Below are 15,383 nucleotides of genomic sequence, written 5' to 3' on the forward strand. Positions count from 1 at the left end.
AGGGGGCGAGTTATGTCACCGGATTGTGACATTTGCCTTGGAGAATGCGTTGATTGATCTGACGCCATCGCGGGCAAGCCCGCTCCCACAAGGTTATGCACATACCTTGAAAATGCAGGTAATCCTGTGGGAGCGGGCTTGCCCGCGATGAACGATAACGCGGTCTTTAGTCAACACTGCGCGGCAACTGCAACGTCACCCGCAACCCGCCTTCACGCAGGTTTTGCAGGCTGACTTCACCGCCATGACTATGGGCAATGTTGCGCGCAATCCCCAGCCCCAAGCCATAGCCCTGCTGCTGCCCGGCCAAGCGAAAGTGCGGTTCGAACACTTGCTCCAGCCGCTGCTCCGGCACGCCCGGCCCTTCATCGTCGACATGCAGGACGAACGCGCTTTCGTCGTCATCGATGTGCAGATGCGCGTTCTGCCCATACTTCAAGGCGTTGTCGATCAGGTTGCCGATGCAACGCTTGAGCGCCAATGGTTTACCCGGATACGGCGCCAGCGCCCGCCCCTGCTGGGTCACGCGGCCATTGCCGTTGGGCGCCAGATACGGCTCCACCAAGCAGTCGAGCACATGGTTGAGGTCCACCGGCTCGATGTTTTCATGGATGTCGGTGTCTTTCACGCATTGCAACGCGCCCTTGACCAGCAACTCCAGCTCATCCAGATCACGACCAAACTTGGCTTGCAGCTTTTCGTCTTCAAGCAATTCGACCCGCAGTCGCAGCCGGGTAATCGGTGTGCGCAAGTCATGGGAAATCGCGCTGAACAATTGGCTGCGTTCGGTCAGGTAACGGCTGATACGTTCGCGCATCGCATTGAAGGCGCGCCCCACTTCCACCACTTCACTGCCGCCGCCCTCGGCCACCGGCTCGACTTCGGCACCGAGAGACATATCCCGCGCCGCCCGCGCCAATCGCTTGAGCGGTCGACTCTGCCAGTGCACCAACAGGCCGATGAACAGCAGCAGGAAACCGCTGGTGAGCACGATGAACCAGACCTGCTGCGCCGGCAGGCCTTGTTCTTCAAGACTGGTGTAGGGTTCGGGCAACAGGGAAGCGATGTACAGCCATTCGCCCGGTGCCATCTGGATTTGCGTGACCAGCACCGGCGGGTTCACCGGTTCCAGGGTCAACGCGTAATGCGCCCAGGAGCGCGGCAACTCATCGAGCTTCAAGCCGCCGTTGAAAATCCGCAGGTCTTCGGGGCTGACGAAGGTCACCGAGATATCGGTGTCCTGCCCCAGCGACTGGCGCAGCACTTCGTCCACTGCCTTGAGCACCGCCTCTTTGCGCGGGGTGATTGGCAGCACTTCCATCCCTAAAGGTTTGTCGTTGAGCGTCACCACGAACCGGGTGCCGCCCATGCTGCGTAACTGATCGAGCACCAGCGGCCTGAACGCCACCGGCAACGAGCGGAAATAACTGACGCTGGCCGTCATCGAATGGGCCAGGCTGCGGGCACTGGTGACCAGGCCTTCAAGCTGCGTGGCGCGCAATTGCGAAACCCAGATCACGCTCGACAGCGCCTGGGCGAACAGCACCGCCAGCAGGGTCAGCAGCAACATACGCCCGAGCAGCGAGCGTGGCACCGGCACCCGCCCGGCGAGCTTGCGCAGAAAATCAGTGACCATTGCTGGCAACCACGTTGGCTGCCAGTTGGTAGCCACTGCCGCGTACGGTACGGATCAGCCTCGGTGGTTTTTCGGTATCGCGAAGGCGCTGCCGCAAACGGCTGACGGCCATGTCGACGATGCGATCGAGCGGCATCAGGTCACGGCCACGGGTGGCGTTGCCGATGGTGTCGCGGTCGAGGATTTCCTGGGGGTGATCGAGGAACAGTTTCAGCAGCGCAAAATCGGCGCCCGAGAGAATCACTTCCTCGCCGTCGATGTGGAACAGTCGATGGCTGACCATGTCCAGCCGCCAATCATCGAAGGCCAGCACTTCACTGCCGGAACGCTCCTGACCAAACTGCGCACGGCGCAACAAGGCTTTGATGCGCGCCTGCAATTCACGGGGGCTGAAGGGTTTGCCGAGGTAGTCGTCGGCACCCAGTTCCAGGCCGATGACGCGGTCGGCCTCGTCGGAGCTGGCGGTGAGCATGATGATCGGCACCTGGGCCTGACGCGGGTGCTGGCGGATCCAGCGACAGAGGCTGAAACCGTCTTCGTCCGGCAGCATCACGTCGAGAATCACCAGATCGCTCGGTGCCTCATTCAAGGCCTGACGAAAACCTGCACCATCAGGCGTGGTACGGACCTGGAAACCGGCGCGGGTCAGGTAGGTGTCCAGCAACTCGCGTATCTCTTGATCGTCATCGACCAACAAAATCGACTTGTTGACTGAGCTCACGGGGCGGCGTCCTTGTTGTTTGTATTGGGGAGGATTATGCCTGATCGATCAAAGATCTATGTTGTCTGTGAGGGCCTCATCGCGGGCAAGCCCGCTCCCACAAGGTTATGCGCACATTTTCAGAATGTAGGTAAACCTGTGGGAGCGTGGCTTGCCCGCGATGAAGGCGACGCGGTTTCAAGCCTGATCCAGTGCCACACCCGCACCCACCAACCCGGAATACGGCGCCGTCACCAACCACACCGGAATGCCTTTGAAGTAATCGCTCATGCAACCCTTGTCGGCGAAGCACCGGGCGAAACCACTTTCAATGAAGAAATCGGCAAACCGCGGAATCACGCCGCCAACGATGTACACACCACCCCGCGCTCCGGTGGTCAGCACATTGTTGCCGGCCACTCGACCGAGCCAGCAGCAGAACTGCTCGAGCACTTCCAGAGCAATCGGATCGCCCGCCAGCCCGGCCTTTGTGATCGCCTCAGGCGTGTCGAGCACAGGCGTGTGACCGTCCACCGCGCAGATCGCCCGGTAGACCCGCGGCAAACCACTGCCGCTCAACGCGGTTTCAGCGCTGACATGGCCGATCTCGTTGAAGATGTGCTGCCACAGTTGGGTTTCCCGCGGGCTGCTCAGCGGCAGATCGACGTGACCGCCCTCCCCCGGCATCGGGGCAAAACGGCCCTCGCCCAGATCGAGCAACGTGCCCACGCCCAAGCCAGTGCCCGGGCCGATCACCACCGCCGGCCGCAACGGTTCCGGTGTGCCTTCGCAGACCACCCGAAATTCGCCCGGTTGCAAGCGGGTCATGCCCAGGGCCATGGCCGAGAAGTCGTTGACCAACAGCAGTTGATCCACCTGCAAGGCCTTGCAGAAACCCTTGCGACTGAGTCGCCAGTGATTGTTGGTGAACTTGAATTCATCGCCGCTCACGGGGCCTGCCACCGACAGGCACACCGATCCGATCGAACCCGGCGCCAGACCGAGCCCGCTCAGGTAGAGCGCAATGGCCTCTTCCGGGCTGGCGTGGTCTGCCGTCGCCAGCACCTGGACCGATTCCAGCTGCTGGTTTTTCCACAACGCGAAACGTGCGTTGGTCCCACCGATGTCACCGACCAAAGCCAGTTTCAATTAAGCGTCTCCAGGGCAGAAGTAAAGGCGCTGGCGCCCTGCTCTGCGGAGCTGAAGGCCATGCGCATGAAACCAAACAGTTCGCGACCGCTGCCGATGTTGTTGCCCAACAGACCCTTGGCAGGTTCGCGCGCTGCGAATTCTTCGGCGTCCACCTTAAGCTCCAGGGTGCCTTTGACGCCATCGACGCAGATGATATCGCCCTCTTGCACTCGCGCCAAAGCGCCGCCTACATAAGCTTCCGGACTGACGTGGATCGCCGCCGGGATTTTCCCCGAGGCGCCAGACATACGCCCGTCAGTCACCAACGCGACTTTGAAGCCGCGATCCTGCAGCACGCCGAGGAACGGCGTCATCTTGTGCAGCTCCGGCATGCCGTTGGAACGCGGGCCCTGGAAGCGCATCACCGCGACGAAATCCTTCTCCAGCAGACCAGCCTTGAATGCATCGGCCAGATCCTGCTGATCCTGGAACACCATCGCTGGTGCTTCGACGACCTGGTTTTCCAAAGCGACGGCGGATACTTTCATCACACCACGGCCGAGGTTGCCTTCCATCACCCGCAAGCCACCCTCTGGCGAGAATGCGCGAGCGACCGGACGCAGGATGGTTTCGTCGAGGCTTTCGATCGGGCCTTCGCGCCAGACCAGTTCGCCGTTTTCGAGGAACGGCTCCATGGTGTAGCGGCTCAGGCCGTGGCCGAGCACGGTGTTGACGTTTTCGTGAAGCAGGCCGGCTTCCAGCAGTTCGCGGATCAGGAACGACATGCCGCCCGCTGCCTGGAAGTGGTTGATGTCGGCTTTGCCGTTCGGGTACACGTGGCTCAGGGTCGGCACCACCTCGGAGAGGTCGGCCATGTCCTGCCAAGTCAACTGGATGCCCGCAGCCATGGCAATGGCCGGCATGTGCAGCGTGTGGTTGGTCGAACCGCCCGTTGCGTGCAGGGCTACGATGGAGTTGACCAGCGAACGCTCGTCGACGATTTCGCCGATCGGCATGAAGTCGCCGTTCTGCTTGGTCAGGCGGGTGACCTGGTGCGCCGCTTCGCGGGTCAGGGCATCGCGCAACGGGGTGTTCGGGTTGACGAAAGAGGCGCCCGGCAAGTGCAGGCCCATGACTTCCATCAACAACTGGTTGGTGTTGGCGGTGCCGTAGAAGGTGCAGGTGCCAGGGCTGTGATAGGACTTCATCTCCGATTCCAGCAACTCTTCGCGCGTCGCCTTGCCTTCGGCGTAGCGCTGACGCACATCGGCTTTCTGCTTGTTGGAAATGCCCGAAACCATCGGCCCGCCCGGTACGAAAATCGTCGGCAGATGACCGAACCGCAACGCGCCCATCATCAGGCCCGGCACGATCTTGTCGCAGATGCCGAGCATCAGCGCGCCGTCGAACATGTTGTGGGAAAGCGCTACCGCAGTGGACAGCGCGATCACTTCGCGGCTCGGCAGGCTCAGCTCCATGCCCGGCTCGCCCTGGGTCACGCCATCGCACATCGCAGGGGTGCCACCGGCGAACTGGCCGACGGAGCCGATTTCGCGCAGGGCTTTTTTGATCTGTTCCGGGAAGACTTCGTACGGCTGGTGCGCCGAGAGCATGTCGTTATATGACGAAACTATTGCGATGTTGGCGGAGTTCATCATCCGCAGGCTGTGCTTGTCGTCGCTGCCACACCCGGCCACGCCATGGGCGAAGTTGGCGCATTGCAGCTTGCCGCGCATCGGGCCGTCGCTGGCGGCGCCGCGGATCAATGCAAGGTAAGCCTCACGCGTGGTGCGGCTGCGGGCGATAAGCCGTTCGGTGACCTCAAGGACGCGGGGATGCATGTGTAGAACTCCAGGCTAACGGATGTGGCGACCTGATTGTCTATGCTGATCAAGCACCGCTGTGATTGGGATGACAGACGGTTTTCTTGATCATTCGGACCAGTTGATTCAGGTCACTCGTTGTAGATAAAACAAAATATTGCCACTAAAAAGGCTTGTTTTCTATTTTTTTGCGAATAATCTTGTAATTCCAACAACAAAACGACGGCGGCGCTGTAAATGACTCTTCGAATCGCAATCAATGGTTTTGGCCGTATCGGCCGTAATGTCCTGCGCGCACTGTATACCCAAGGCTATCGTCAGGATCTGCAGATCGTTGCGATCAACGATCTGGGCGACAGCTCGATGAATGCCCATCTGCTCAAGTACGACACCGTTCACGGCACATTCGATGCCGACGTTCAGCATGATCAGGAAAGCCTGACTGTCAACGGCGACCGTATTTCGGTCAGCGCCATTCGCAACCCGGCCGAACTGCCTTGGGCTGCGGAAAAGGTCGATGTCGTGTTCGAGTGCACCGGTCTGTTCACCGACCGTGCCAAAGCCGCCGCGCATATTACGGCCGGCGCGCGCAAAGTGATCATCTCGGCCCCGGCCAAAGGCGCTGACGCCACCGTGGTGTATGGGGTTAACCACGACATTCTGCGCCAATCGCACCAGATTATTTCCAACGCCTCGTGCACCACCAACTGCCTGGCCCCGGTGGCCCAGGTGCTGCATCGCGAGCTGGGCATCGAAAGCGGTCTGATGACCACCATCCATGCCTACACCAACGATCAGAACCTGACCGACGTCTACCACACCGACCCGTACCGCGCCCGTTCCGCCACCCAGAACATGATCCCGAGCAAGACCGGCGCCGCTGAAGCAGTGGGCCTGGTGCTACCGGAACTGGCGGGCAAACTGACCGGCATGGCGGTGCGTGTACCGGTAATCAATGTGTCGCTGGTGGACCTGACCGTGCAGCTCAAGCGCGAAGCGTCGGCCGATGAAGTCAACGCGATGCTCAAACACGCCAGCCAGCACTCGAAGATCCTGGGTTACAACACCCTGCCGCTGGTTTCCAGCGACTTCAACCACAACCCGCTGTCGTCGATCTTCGACGCCAACCACACCAAATCCAGCGGCAAGCTGCTCAAAGTGCTGGCCTGGTACGACAACGAATGGGGCTTCTCCAACCGCATGCTCGATAACTGCCTGGCGCTCTGCAACGCCGAGTAAGCGTCTCACTCTACGTTGAACGCGCCCCCTTAGTAGCTGCCGAAGGCTGCGATCTTTTGATCTTGACGATTGTAAGACCGACAAAAGATCAGGATCAAAAGATCGCAGCCTTCGGCAGCTCCTACAGGTATTGGCAACGCCGAAAAATGCGTTTTCGCAGACGCATTCTCGTCTGGAGAAGCAAGCGATGATCGGTATCAGCTTTACGCAAAAGACCCTGGCCGCGCGCAAGCGTATTGCTCTGGTTGCCCACGACCACTGCAAAGTATTTTTGCTGGATTGGGCCGAGCGGCAGAAAGACAAACTCGCGCAACATGAACTGGTCGCCACCGGCACGACGGGGTTGTTGTTGCAACAACGCCTCGACCTGCCGGTGGAAAGCATGATCAGCGGTCCGCTGGGCGGTGATCAGCAACTCGGCGCGCGAATTGCCGAGCAGCGGGTCGACATGCTGGTGTTCTTCTGGGACCCGTTCGAACCGCAGCCCCATGACCCGGACATCAAGGCGTTGCTGCGGGTCGCGGCGGTATGGAACATCCCGGTGGCCTGCAACGAGTGCAGCGCCGATTACCTGCTCAGCAGCCCGTTGATGGATCAGGCTCACGAACACCGCATCCCGGATTACGCGACCTATCTGCTGGGGCGTGGGTAAAGCGTGACCCATTCCGGGCGTAGCAACAATCACAAATCCTGTGGGAGCTGGCTTGCCTGCGATGGCGGTGTGTCAGCCGAATCTCTGTTGGCTGATACACCGCCATCGCAGGCAAGCCAGCTCCCACAAGGTCGGGTATTCGGCCGGCAACCGGCATTTTCATCTAATCGAGCGGTATTTTGAACTATGCTCGGGCTCTCGCTCCGGAGGGCCTTCGATGACTGATTTACTCACGTCCATTCAAGCCGCGCTCGGCTTGCCGCACACCCCAATCCCGTTCAAATCGAGCGGCGCCCTGCCCTCGGCGTTTGCCGTCACTGACCTTGCCTGCGCGAGCATTGCCGCTGCCGGTCAGGCGGTCAGTGAGTTGTTGCAACAACACACCGGCCGTTTGCCTGCCCTTGAAGTCGACCGGCGCCTGGCATCGTTCTGGTTCGCAACGTCGATCCGCCCCCAGGGGTGGAGCGTCCCGCCGTTGTGGGACCCGGTTGCCGGTGACTATGCGACCAAGGACGGCTGGGTTCGCCTGCACACTAACGCGCCTCATCATCGTGCCGCCGCTGAAAGCGTGCTCGGCGCCTGTGCCGACCGCGCCGCGATGGCGAACAAGGTTGCGCAATGGGCGAAAAGCGATCTGGAACAGGCCGTAGTTGATGCCGGTGGTTGCGCGGCCGAAATGCGCAGCTGGGCGCAATGGCAAGCACATCCTCAAGGTTTGGCGGTGAACGCCGAGCCGTTGATTCAGTTCAGCGCCGACGACAGCCAAAACCCAAAACCATGGAAGGGTTCGGTGGCGCAACCGCTGGCCGGGATCAAAGTGCTGGACCTCACGCGGGTGCTCGCCGGTCCGATCGCCAGCCGCTTTCTCGCAGGGATTGGCGCCGATGTGCTGCGCATCGATCCTCCGACCTGGAACGAACCGGGCGTGGTGCCGGAAGTCACTTTGGGCAAACGCTGCGCGCGCCTGGATCTGCACGACAAGACTGATCGCGCGGTGTTCGAAAGCCTGCTCCAGGACGCCGATATCTTGCTTCATGGCTACCGCGCCGATGCATTGGAAAGGTTGGGTTACGGCGTCGCCGCGCGTCAAAAACTGGCGCCGGGCCTGATTGATGTGTGCCTCAACGCCTACGGTTGGAGCGGCCCCTGGCAGAACCGTCGAGGGTTCGACAGTTTGGTACAGATGAGCAGCGGAATTGCCGAAGCAGGGATGCAGTGGAAGAAAGCAAACCAGCCGACACCGCTGCCGGTACAGGCGCTTGATCACGCCACCGGGTATTTGATGACTGCTGCGGCGATCAAGCTATTGGGACGTGGCGGGTCGGCCAGGTTGTCATTGGCGCGGACCGCCAAGTTGCTGATTGAACATGGCGCGGGGACCGATGAGGCGTTGCGGACGGAGGATCAAAGCGATCAAGGGATGTTGATTGAGCAGACACCTTGGGGGCCGGCCCATCGACTGCAGGTGCCACTGAAAATCACCGGGACACCATTGCAGTGGGCACTGCCGGCCGGGGAATTGGGTTCCCATCGCGCGCAGTGGTGGTGACTGTTCGGGCCCCTTCGCGAGCAAGCCCGCTCCCACAGGTGATCGCATTCCTCCAAGGAAACTCGGTCACTGTGGGAGCGGGCTTGCCCGCGAAGAGGCCCGGAAAGTCACTACACATCTCAGCTCAATCCGGTCGGCTCAACGATGTCCACAGCACCTGCGCCGCATACCCTCGCCAGGGCCGCCAGGCCTCGGCCCGCACCCACAATTCCCGAGCCGTCACCGGCTCACCTTCCAGCGCCGCCAGCGAATTGATCAACCCCACATCCCCACTCGGAAACGCATCCATCTCCCGCAGCTGCCGCAAGGCAATGTACTGTGCCGTCCAGTCACCAATCCCGTGCAACGCCAGCAACCGCGCCACACCGCCTTCCCGTTCCGGTTCAAACAACAAGGGATCATCCAGCAACGCCTGAGCCACGCCGGACAAGGTCCGACCGCGACTTTTCGGCATCCCCAACGTTGCCAGATCCGCCGCTGCCAACGCGACAGCATCAGGAAACACATGACTCAACCCCGGCATCGGCGACTGCAATGGCCGTCCATATTGCACCACCAGTTTCCCCGCCAATTTAATCGCCGCGACCACACTAATCTGCTGCCCCAACACCGCACGAATGGCCAACTCCAGCCCATCCCAAGCCCCGGGCACTCGCAGCCCCGGACGCGCGGTAATCAAGCGCGCCATCAACGGATCAACCGCCAGTTGTCGATGAATGGCTGGCAAATTCGCATCCAGATCAAACATCCGCCGTAGTCGCGCGACAATCTCCGGTACTGCCGCTGAATCAGGAAAATCCAGCGTGACTTCCAGCACATCGCCTGCCCCTGGCCTGACCGAAATCACACCGTGAACACCGTTCAACGCGATGCTGCGCGAGTACACCCCATCGACCACGGTTTCCATCCCGACCACCGCCCGCGCCGACAAAAAACCCAGCATCGCCGACCAGTCATAAGGCGGTTGATACGCCAGCAGCAATCTCACAACGACAACAATCCGCTGTACAACCCATAGGCCGCCAACCCCGCCCCGGCAACCACACAGCTGAAAATCCCCTTCTCGATATGGGTAAACAAAGGCTCGCCCTGTTCCCGCTTGGCCTGGGCAAACAGAATCACCCCCGGCGCATACAACAACGCCGAGAGCAGCAGGTATTTCACGCCACCGGCATACAACAGCCATACCGCGTAACACAGGGCAATGCCGCCGATCAGCAAGTCTTTCGTGCGCTCGGCCGAAGCATGCTCATAGGTTTCCCCTCGCCCGCTCAACAACACCGCATATGCCGCCGACCACAGGTACGGCACCAGAATCATCGATGAGGCGAGGTAAATCAGGCTGGTGTAAGTGCCGGCGGAAAACAGCGTGATCAGCAGAAAAATCTGGATCATCACGTTGGTCAGCCATAGCGCGTTGACCGGCACGTGGTTGGCGTTTTCCTTTTGCAGGAATGCCGGCATGGTCTTGTCCCTGGCCGTGGCGAAGAGGATTTCGGCGCACAGCAGCGCCCACGACAACAACGCCCCCAGCAGCGAAACCGCCAAGCCGACGCTTATCAGCACCGCGCCCCAATGACCGACCACGTGCTCCAGCACCGCGGCCAGCGACGGGTTCTGCAACGTGGCCAATTCCGGTTGGCTCATGATCCCAAGGGATAACACGTTCACCAGCACCAGCAACGCCAACACACCGATAAAACCGATAACCGTCGCCCGGCCCACGTCCGAACGTTTCTGCGCCTTCGCCGAATACACACTGGCGCCTTCGATACCGATGAAGACAAACACGGTGACCAGCATCATGTTGCGCACCTGGTCCATCACGCCGCCGAAATTCGGGTTGCTGCGGCCCCAGATGTCGCGGGTGAAGATCTCCGCCTTGAAGGCCACGGCGGCGATGACGATGAACATGATCAGCGGCACGATTTTGGCCACGGTAGTCAGTTGATTGATGAACGCCGCTTCCTTGATCCCGCGCAATACCAGGAAATGCACACCCCAGAGCAGTACCGAGGCGCAGCCGATGGCGATTGGCGTGTTGCCCTGGCCAAAGACTGGAAAGAAATAACCGAGGGTGCTGAACAGCAACACGAAATAACCGACATTGCCCAACCAGGCGCTGATCCAGTATCCCCAGGCAGACGAGAACCCCATGTAATCGCCAAACCCGGCCTTGGCGTAGGCGTACACCCCGGAGTCCAGTTCGGGTTTGCGATTGGCCAGGGTCTGAAAGACGAAGGCCAGGGTCAGCATGCCGACGGCAGTGATTGCCCAACCAATCAATATCGCCCCGGCATCGGCACGCGCCGCCATGTTTTGCGGTAAGGAAAAAATCCCGCCGCCAATCATTGATCCCACCACCAAAGCGATCAGCGCACTCAGACGAAGCTTTTGCGTCGGTTGCGACATTCGTGCATCTCCATTTCCCCGCGGCACTATCGCCGCGAGACCGTCACATAGTCGGTTTTTAACTAAATAGATAAAGCGTAATAACGTTTATCAATTAACGCCAATTCTGTCTTTATTTATAACTGATCACACTATCGAACCTATTTGCAAATAGCGGTTTTATCGGAAAATCCTAATAATTCCATATCCCTGCAAAATCAATGACCAATACTTGCCAAAACAAGAAAACAAACTAGCGTCTAAATCTCAACTGATACGCTTTATTTCTTTCACTTTTAACCGAGGCCTCTGGAAAGGGCTTTCCGGGCATTAGCCTTATGCCTGCCAAGGACGCATAAGTCTTTAATTAACAATGGAATGTGATCATGCATTGATCTAAATCAGATGATTGAACAGCTAACGAAATTAACCTGTTGTCTCTCTTCTCCTGCATTGGAGTCATGCAATGTCTGAATCCCCCGGAAAACTGAAACTCGGCGCCCTGGTTGCATTGGTTGTCGGCTCAATGATTGGTGGCGGGATCTTCTCTTTGCCCCAGAACATGGCCGCCAGTGCCGACGTCGGTGCCGTTCTTATCGGCTGGGCAATTACCGCGGTGGGCATGTTGACCCTGGCCTTCGTGTTCCAGACCCTCGCTAATCGAAAACCTGATCTGGATGGTGGTGTTTACGCCTACGCCAAGGCCGGTTTCGGCGATTACATGGGTTTCTCGTCTGCATGGGGTTACTGGATCAGTGCCTGGCTGGGCAACGTCGGTTACTTCGTTCTGTTGTTCAGCACCCTCGGCTACTTCTTCCCCATTTTTGGGGAGGGCAATACCGTAGCTGCCGTGATCGGTGCGTCTGTGCTGCTCTGGGGCGTACATTTCCTCGTGCTGCGGGGCATCAAGGAAGCGGCGTTCATCAACCTGGTGACCACCGTCGCCAAAATCGTACCGCTGCTGCTGTTTGTCCTGATCGCGATTTTCGCGTTCAAACTGGACATCTTCACCGCCGACATCTGGGGCGTGAAAAACCCTGACCTGGGCAGCGTGATGAACCAGGTGCGCAAGATGATGCTGGTCACCGTGTGGGTGTTCATCGGCATCGAAGGCGCGAGCATCTTCTCGGCCCGTGCGGAAAAACGCAGCGACGTGGGTAAAGCCACCGTCATCGGTTTCATCACCGTGCTGCTGTTCTTGGTGCTGGTGAACGTGCTGTCGCTGGGCATCATGACCCAACCGGAATTGGCCAAACTGCAGAACCCGTCCATGGCCGCGGTGCTGGAACACGTGGTCGGTCATTGGGGCGCGGTGCTGATCAGCGTCGGCCTGATCATCTCGTTGCTGGGTGCGCTGCTGTCGTGGGTGCTGCTGTGTGCGGAGATCATGTTCGCTGCCGCCAAAGACCACACCATGCCGGCCTTCCTGCGCAAGGAAAACGCCAACCATGTACCGGCCAACGCCTTGTGGCTGACCAACGCCATGGTCCAGTTGTTCCTGATCGTCACGCTGTTCTCGGCCAGCACTTATCTGTCGCTGATCTACCTCGCCACCTCAATGATTCTGGTGCCATACCTGTGGTCGGCGGCTTACGCGCTGCTGTTGGCGGTACGCGGCGAAAGTTATGAAAACGCTATAGCCGAGCGCAGGAAAGACCTGTTCATTGGCGCCGTCGCGTTGATTTACGCGGTCTGGCTGATCTATGCCGGTGGCGTCAAATACCTGCTGCTCTCCGCCCTGCTCTATGCGCCCGGCGTGATCCTGTTCGCCAAAGCTAAACTTGAAGTCAACAAACCGGTTTTCACCAACGTCGAGAAGCTGATTTTCGCAGCGGTCGTCGTGGGCGCCCTGGTGGCAGCTTACGGGCTGTATGACGGCTTCCTGACTCTGTAACACCCGACTCATTTGTCATCTGGAGGATCACTGTAATGACCACCGAAAAAGTTAAGTACGGCGTCCATTCCGAAGCCGGCAAACTGCGCAAAGTCATGGTTTGCTCCCCAGGCCTGGCCCACCAGCGGCTGACCCCGAACAACTGCGACGAACTGCTTTTCGATGATGTGCTGTGGGTTGCCCAAGCCAAGCGTGACCATTTCGACTTCGTCACCAAGATGCGCGAACGCAACATCGACGTACTGGAAATGCACAACCTGCTGACCGACATCGTCGCCATCCCTGAAGCGCTGGACTGGATACTGGAGCGCAAGATCACCGCCAACTCGGTCGGCCTTGGGCTGGTCAACGAAACCGGTTCCTGGCTGCGTAGCCTGGAGCCGAGAAAGATTGCCGAATTCCTGATTGGCGGCGTCTCCGCCGATGACCTGCCGGACAGCTTCGGCGGCAAGACCATTCAGATGTTCCGCGAATTTCTCGGTCACTCCAGCTTCATTCTGCCGCCGCTGCCCAACACCCAGTTCACTCGCGACACCACCTGCTGGATTTACGGTGGCGTGACACTCAACCCGATGTACTGGCCGGCGCGTCGTCAGGAAACGTTACTGGCCACGGCCATCTACAAATTCCACCCGCAATTCACCAACGCCGACTTCCAGATCTGGTACGGCGATCCGGATCAGGACCATGGCAGCGCCACCCTTGAGGGCGGCGACGTGATGCCGATCGGCAACGGCGTGGTATTGATCGGCATGGGTGAGCGTTCGTCCCGCCAGGCCATCGGTCAATTGGCGGTCAACCTGTTCAAGAACAAAGCGGTCGAACGTGTGATTGTCGCCGGCCTGCCGAAGTCCCGCGCAGCGATGCACCTGGACACCGTGTTCAGCTTCTGCGACCGCGACCTTGTGACCATTTTCCCGGAAGTGGTGAATCAGATCGTCGCCTTCAGCGTGCGCCCTGATGAAAGCAAACCGGGCGGCGTCGATATCCGCCGCGAAGAAACCAGCTTCCTCGACACCGTGGCCAAGGCCCTCAACCTGAAAGCGTTGCGCGTCGTCGAAACCGGCGGCAACAGCTTCGCCGCCGAACGCGAGCAATGGGACGACGGCAACAACGTGGTGGCCGTGGAGCCTGGTGTGGTGATCGGTTATGACCGCAACACCTACACCAACACCCTGCTGCGCAAGGCCGGCATCGAGGTCATCACCATCAGCGCCGGTGAACTCGGTCGCGGGCGTGGCGGCGGCCACTGCATGACCTGCCCGATCATTCGCGACCCTATCGACTATTAACTTTCAAACCCTGGCCGCCGCCAGCGCGGCCCGGGGGATAACCGATACCAAAGGAGATCCAATCATGGCTTTTAATATGCGCAACCGCAGCCTGCTGAGCTTGATGCACCACACCACTCGCGAGCTGAACTACCTGCTGGATCTGTCCCGGGACCTCAAACGCGCCAAGTACACCGGCACCGAGCGTCCACACCTGCAAGGCAAAAACATCGCGCTGATCTTCGAAAAAACCTCGACCCGCACCCGTTGCGCCTTCGAAGTCGCGGCCCACGATCAGGGCGCGCACGTCACCTATATCGACCCGGTGTCGTCGCAGATCGGCCACAAGGAAAGCATGAAAGACACCGCCCGCGTGCTCGGGCGGATGTTCGATGCCATCGAGTACCGTGGCTTCGAACAGGAAATCGTCGAAGAGCTGGCGAAGTTCGCCGGCGTGCCGGTGTTCAACGGTTTGACCGCCGAATTCCACCCGACGCAAATGATCGCTGACACCCTGACCATGCGCGAACACAGCGACAAGCCGCTGCACGACATCAGCTACGCCTACCTCGGCGATGCCCGCTACAACATGGGCAATTCATTGTTGATGATCGGTGCCAAACTCGGCATGGACGTGCGCATCGCCGCACCGAAAGCGCTGTGGCCACATCAGGACTTCATCGATCAGTGCAAAGCCTTCGCCGAGGAAAGCGGCGCGCGCATCACCATCACCGAAGACCCGAAAGAAGCGGTCAAGGGCGTGGACTTCATCCACACCGACATCTGGGTGTCGATGGGCGAGCCGGTGGAGGCGTGGGACGAGCGCATCGAGCAACTGCTGCCCTACCAGGTCAACGCCGACATGATGAAGGCCTCGGGCAACCCGCGCGTGAAATTCATGCACTGCCTGCCGGCGTTCCACAACAGCGAAACCAAGGTCGGCAAAGACATCGCCGCGCGCTATCCGCACCTGGCCAACGGCGTCGAAGTGACAGAAGAAGTCTTCGAGTCGCCGGCCAACATCGCCTTCGAGCAAGCGGAAAACCGCATGCACACCATCAAGGCGATTCTGGTGTCGGCGCTGGCGGATATCTAAC

At 59.7% G+C, this 15,383-nt stretch carries 12 protein-coding genes; 6 read left to right on the forward strand and 6 right to left on the reverse strand.

Annotation, left to right across the window (positions count from 1 at the left end; genetic code table 11):
* Nucleotides 1-166 precede the first annotated feature (166 nt).
* The 4 genes from ACZ3HH_RS07585 to edd form a co-directional block, all read right to left on the reverse strand.
* Nucleotides 167-1,594 (reverse strand): ATP-binding protein, encoded by a 1,428-nt coding sequence (locus ACZ3HH_RS07585; protein WP_465804035.1) that lies wholly within the window; start codon nt 1,592-1,594, stop codon nt 167-169.
* A 31-nt stretch (nt 1,595-1,625) separates the two neighbouring features.
* Nucleotides 1,626-2,357, reverse strand: coding sequence for a response regulator (locus ACZ3HH_RS07590; RefSeq protein ID WP_007903365.1), 732 nt, complete (start codon nt 2,355-2,357; stop codon nt 1,626-1,628).
* Between the two features lie 177 nt (nt 2,358-2,534).
* Nucleotides 2,535-3,485 carry a glucokinase gene (locus ACZ3HH_RS07595; protein ID WP_465803780.1) on the reverse strand — a complete coding sequence of 317 codons (951 nt, stop codon included), beginning with the start codon at nt 3,483-3,485 and terminating at the stop codon, nt 2,535-2,537.
* Nucleotides 3,482-5,308: a phosphogluconate dehydratase gene (gene edd, locus ACZ3HH_RS07600; protein WP_465803782.1), complete on the reverse strand. Its 1,827-nt coding sequence runs from the start codon at nt 5,306-5,308 to the stop codon at nt 3,482-3,484. The genes ACZ3HH_RS07595 and edd overlap by 4 nt, the downstream gene beginning before the upstream one ends.
* Nucleotides 5,309-5,527: 219 nt before the next feature.
* Between edd and gap the strand changes: the two genes are divergently transcribed.
* The 3 genes from gap (at nt 5,528) to ACZ3HH_RS07615 (ending at nt 8,730) form a co-directional block, all read left to right on the forward strand.
* Nucleotides 5,528-6,529, forward strand: a complete 1,002-nt coding sequence (gene gap / locus ACZ3HH_RS07605; protein WP_048395661.1) for a type I glyceraldehyde-3-phosphate dehydrogenase — start codon at nt 5,528-5,530, stop codon at nt 6,527-6,529.
* A 187-nt stretch (nt 6,530-6,716) separates the two neighbouring features.
* Nucleotides 6,717-7,181 (forward strand): methylglyoxal synthase, encoded by a 465-nt coding sequence (locus tag ACZ3HH_RS07610; protein ID WP_007903352.1) that lies wholly within the window; start codon nt 6,717-6,719, stop codon nt 7,179-7,181.
* A gap of 217 nt (nt 7,182-7,398) precedes the next feature.
* Entirely contained in the window at nt 7,399-8,730 is a 1,332-nt protein-coding gene (locus ACZ3HH_RS07615; RefSeq protein WP_465803785.1) for a CoA transferase, read from the forward strand.
* Between the two features lie 124 nt (nt 8,731-8,854).
* Here ACZ3HH_RS07615 and ACZ3HH_RS07620 read toward each other — a convergent pair whose 3' ends face one another.
* Nucleotides 8,855-9,718 carry a DNA-3-methyladenine glycosylase family protein gene (locus ACZ3HH_RS07620; RefSeq protein ID WP_465803787.1) on the reverse strand — a complete coding sequence of 288 codons (864 nt, stop codon included), beginning with the start codon at nt 9,716-9,718 and terminating at the stop codon, nt 8,855-8,857.
* Entirely contained in the window at nt 9,715-11,142 is a 1,428-nt protein-coding gene (gene arcD / locus ACZ3HH_RS07625; RefSeq protein ID WP_465803788.1) for an arginine-ornithine antiporter, read from the reverse strand. Before arcD (ACZ3HH_RS07625) ends, ACZ3HH_RS07620 begins: the two co-directional genes overlap by 4 nt.
* 445 nt (nt 11,143-11,587) lie before the next feature.
* On the opposite strand from arcD (ACZ3HH_RS07625), the gene arcD (ACZ3HH_RS07630) reads away from it, so the two are divergent.
* The 3 genes from arcD (ACZ3HH_RS07630) to ACZ3HH_RS07640 all read left to right on the forward strand — a co-directional run bounded on the left by arcD (ACZ3HH_RS07630) (nt 11,588) and on the right by ACZ3HH_RS07640 (nt 15,382).
* A complete protein-coding gene (arcD, locus tag ACZ3HH_RS07630; RefSeq protein WP_465803790.1) occupies nt 11,588-13,015 on the forward strand; it encodes an arginine-ornithine antiporter in 1,428 nt (475 codons plus the stop codon).
* A 35-nt stretch (nt 13,016-13,050) separates the two neighbouring features.
* Nucleotides 13,051-14,307 (forward strand): arginine deiminase, encoded by a 1,257-nt coding sequence (arcA, locus tag ACZ3HH_RS07635; protein ID WP_038981971.1) that lies wholly within the window; start codon nt 13,051-13,053, stop codon nt 14,305-14,307.
* 64 nt (nt 14,308-14,371) lie between these two features.
* Nucleotides 14,372-15,382, forward strand: a complete 1,011-nt coding sequence (locus ACZ3HH_RS07640) for an ornithine carbamoyltransferase (RefSeq protein WP_008005440.1) — start codon at nt 14,372-14,374, stop codon at nt 15,380-15,382.
* The last annotated feature ends 1 nt before the right edge of the window (nt 15,383 follow it).

It is taken from the genome of Pseudomonas sp. PME37.24/025 (assembly GCF_055556615.1).

Excerpts from the sequence above, each read along its gene's own strand:
- arcD (WP_465803788.1), bottom strand. The coding sequence starts at position 11,142 with ATGTCGCAACCGACGCAAAAGCTTCGTCTGAGTGCGCTGATCGCTTTG.
- ACZ3HH_RS07640 (WP_008005440.1), top strand. The coding sequence starts at position 14,372 with ATGGCTTTTAATATGCGCAACCGCAGCCTGCTGAGCTTGATGCACCAC.
- gap (WP_048395661.1), top strand. The coding sequence starts at position 5,528 with ATGACTCTTCGAATCGCAATCAATGGTTTTGGCCGTATCGGCCGTAAT.
- arcD (WP_465803790.1), top strand. The coding sequence starts at position 11,588 with ATGTCTGAATCCCCCGGAAAACTGAAACTCGGCGCCCTGGTTGCATTG.
- ACZ3HH_RS07615 (WP_465803785.1), top strand. The coding sequence starts at position 7,399 with ATGACTGATTTACTCACGTCCATTCAAGCCGCGCTCGGCTTGCCGCAC.
- edd (WP_465803782.1), bottom strand. The coding sequence starts at position 5,308 with ATGCATCCCCGCGTCCTTGAGGTCACCGAACGGCTTATCGCCCGCAGC.
- ACZ3HH_RS07610 (WP_007903352.1), top strand. The coding sequence starts at position 6,717 with ATGATCGGTATCAGCTTTACGCAAAAGACCCTGGCCGCGCGCAAGCGT.
- arcA (WP_038981971.1), top strand. The coding sequence starts at position 13,051 with ATGACCACCGAAAAAGTTAAGTACGGCGTCCATTCCGAAGCCGGCAAA.